The organism is Marinobacter sp. B-12 (genome assembly GCF_056857915.1).
The window spans coordinates 1-3,414 of record NZ_JBSXOB010000004.1; the positions used below are offsets into that span (position 1 = coordinate 1).

The 3,414-nt window shown below is 54.2% G+C and carries 3 protein-coding genes; all 3 read left to right on the forward strand.

The window, feature by feature from the left end:
- Positions 1–138: 138 nt before the first annotated feature.
- Positions 139–816, forward strand: a complete 678-nt coding sequence (locus AC13D2_RS00055) for a hypothetical protein (protein ID WP_099620072.1) — start codon at positions 139–141, stop codon at positions 814–816.
- A 68-nt stretch (positions 817–884) separates the two neighbouring features.
- Complete coding sequence (locus AC13D2_RS00060) at positions 885–2,690, forward strand: ParB/RepB/Spo0J family partition protein (protein WP_099620073.1); 1,806 nt, start codon at positions 885–887, stop codon at positions 2,688–2,690.
- A gap of 144 nt (positions 2,691–2,834) precedes the next feature.
- Positions 2,835–3,047 carry a hypothetical protein gene (locus tag AC13D2_RS00065; protein WP_482938013.1) on the forward strand — a complete coding sequence of 71 codons (213 nt, stop codon included), beginning with the start codon at positions 2,835–2,837 and terminating at the stop codon, positions 3,045–3,047.
- Positions 3,048–3,414: the final 367 nt, after the last annotated feature.

The window sequence follows — 3,414 nt, forward strand, 5'->3', positions numbered from 1 at the left end:
TATGGGTTTTTATTCTTTGAAAGGTATACAAAGAGATTGACAGCAAGGGCAGGAAAACCGATAATAATCACATGGTCAGCGGGGTGCTGGCCTCCGGGTTCGCCGCCGGTTATCGAGGCGAGTTAGGAGATTCCCACCATGTTGAAAGTCATTTCTACCCCTCATCTGGAAAACCGTGCGGCTTGGGTAATGGCCTTTGAGATGCGAGACCTTTTCGTAGCCCAGCCTGCCGCTCACGTTCGTCGCTACGGTCTGCACAAAGACGATTTCAACCTCGTGATCACTGACACAGCCGAGGCCATGAGCCGTGGCAAGACTCTGAACCGCTTCAGTTTGGGCGGTAACGAGTCGGACGTGATGGATTTTCTGGCGATCTGTGGCTGGTCACTGAAGAAGGTCCTGGAGGTTTGCGCGGCCTTCGATTGTGAGCCAACCAAGCATGTGCGCCTTCGGGATACGTTGAAGCTTTGGGGCTATCAGAGGGACGCGAAAATCGAATTTTGCCCGTTTGCTGCACAGCGGGTGAACCCACTGCAAAAGCTGCCCAAGAAATGGACGATTCCCCACGTCGTTCGCCTTTTGGCTCGGGATACCGATGCTCGGGTGAAAACTCAATGGGAGCTCACCGACGATTACAAAGCCGATGCCGATCGCAATTTTGGGCGCGACCATCTGCCGGATCGTTTGGCTCTGTTGCGTGAGTTGGTTGAGGCCGGATCGGCTTGGCGGATTCATGAGGACCATGAGGGGCTGTCCATTTCCCATGGTCAGCGCTCATACGCGATTCACCTCCCTGATCGGCTGATCGCCGCTTAACCCATGCGGGGGCGAGAGCCCCCAACGGTTTCCGGACGGAAACACCCAACTGACAAGGAACTGACACCATGGAACAGAACATCAAATTGAACGCCCTCACAATCTCTGAGAAGAACGTTCGTAAGGTATCGGCGGCAGATGTAGAGGATCAGCAGTTAATCGCTTCTATCGGCTCTCAGGGGCTGCTACAGAACTTGATTGTTGTGAAGTCGAAGAAGCGCGGTAAGTTTGAGGTTGTCGGCGGTGGCCGCCGTCTGGCTGCGTTGCAGCATTTGGCAGAGAACGGCGACATTGCGAAGGATTACCCTGTGCGCTGTGTGGTGAAAGATCAGACCGACGCCACCGAGGCCTCAATGGCGGAAAACTTGAAAGCGGCAATGCACGACGCGGATTGGTTTTCGGCCTATATGCAGTTGAACGAGCAGGGGATGAGCGCCGAGGACATTGCCAAGAAATTCGGCCACAGCGTGACGGATGTTCGCAAACTGTTGAAGCTCGGCGGGGTGGCCCCGGTGATTTTGCAGGCTTTCCGTAATCGGGAACTGGATAAAAAGGAGGTCATGGCCTTCACCGTTTCCGACGATCAGGAAAAACAGGCGGCGGTTTTTGCTGAAATGAAGGAGGGCTATGGCTTCTCGGCGTGGGAGATTCGTTCTCGTTTGCTGCCTGAGAATGTTCGAAGCACCGAGCCTATGGCTGTGTTTGTGGGCTTGGAAGCCTATGAGCAGGCCGGTGGTAGTGTGGCGTCCGATCTGTTCCAGGAGGTGACCTACCTCAACGATCCGGAGCTTTTGAAGTCGTTGGCAGAGGCCAAGATCGAGCGACTGGTGGCTGAGAAGAAGGTCGAGGGCTGGAAATGGGTGGAGTATACCTTTGGTGGTTTCTGGTCCTCACCGTTTGCCAGCATGAGGCGCGTGGAGCCGGAAATTGAAGTGGACCTGCCCGAGGCGTTGAGCGCCCGACTGGCCGAGATCGATGCCCGTTTGAATGTCTTGAATGAGAAGCCGATGCCGGAATGGACAGAGGAAGAGGATGAAGAACACGACCGACTGACCGACGAAGAAAGGGATTTGCAGGAGCAGAAAGAAAACTCTCGAGTATTTTCCGTAGGGCAGAAGGCGGAGGCGGGCGTTCTCATTCTGATTGGACGGGAAGGGGAGCCGGAATACCGCGAAGGCATTGTGAAGCCCGAAGACGGTGACAAGGGCAGCGAGGGCCAAGACGAGCAGGGCGCGGTTGATGTTCCTAAGAAACCGGACGAAAGCGCGGCGCTCTTGAGTGATCTGAGTGCTTATAGCTTGCAGGCCCTGCAAGCTGATCTGATGGATTCACCGGAACTGTGCTTTGATTTGTCGGTGTTCAATATGGCGTTGCAGCGTGGGGCACAAAGCTTCCTCCGACCCTGTGACATCAGTGTTCAGTGGGCCGAGTTCAGTCCCAAGGACATCCTGGAAACCAAAGCCGCCGAAAAGATTCAGAAAACGCGAGACGGTTTGAATCTGGTTTGGATGAATGAGGAAACCGAGGCGGATATGTTCAGGGCGTTCCAATCACTGACGATGCCGGACAAGCTGGCGATTCACGCTTTTTGTGTCGCTCAGTCGCTGCGTTCATCCAACTCGGTCATTGCCGAACTTGTGAAAGAGCAAATCAACTTTGATTTAAGCGCTCTCTGGCAGCCGACCAAGGAGAATTATTTCAAGCGGGTCAAGCGCGAAAAGCTGTTGGATATTCTGGTAGAGCTTAAAGGCACCGATCTGGCAGCAGGTATGGCAAATGCCAAAAAGCGCGATTTGGCTGAGTTGCTGGATGGTCTTGAGGAATCCAAAGGTTGGTTACCACCACAGATGAGATCGGTAACGATGGAGGAGTAGGCTAAATCCTGGGCCGGGAGCTTTAACTTCCGGCCCTTGCTGTTGGTTTTCACAGAGGCATGCTTTGCCCCGACCTTGTTACATGCGTTGTTTATTGACAGACTCTATACACTAAGTCGTTAACACATTGAAAATGGTGATGAAATGAATAAAGCTCAGGGGTTTGTTGGCCTTTCGACAGGTGGAGAAGGCGTTCTCTATGTACGCATCTCTGATATTACTGCCGTGCAAGAGCTAAAAAGTTCTGAAGAGTCTTCGAAATTTAAAAGCCGCGTATTTGTTCGGGGCCAGGCTCAACCGTTTAAGATTCAGGAAGACCCTGCAACCATTGGCGACCTTATTGGGTCGGATGAATAACAGCCGTTGCCGGCCTTGGTGAAGGCATTTTGCTCGAATCTCATCGATGGCTTTGCCTTTGGCGCGCCCTTCGGGGCGGGCTTCTCCAGGTTCGCTATTCGCTCATCCCGCGTTGCGGGACTGACGCCTTCCGTATCCCTCGCGCTTCCGACCTCCGGCCGGTAAAGGATCCCCGCTGATCGCGGGGCCCCCGAAGTCGGATCAACAGACGCTTCGCGACTGTTAAAACGATCCTCCAGGAGCGAGTGGCTGTGCCACACGCTCTAAAAGCAGGGTGAAGTGCTTCCCGCAGATCGATCCCGACCCCCCATCAACCTTTATGCACCCTCAGACACCAGGACGACCCTCACAAGGTCTACTCGCTGCG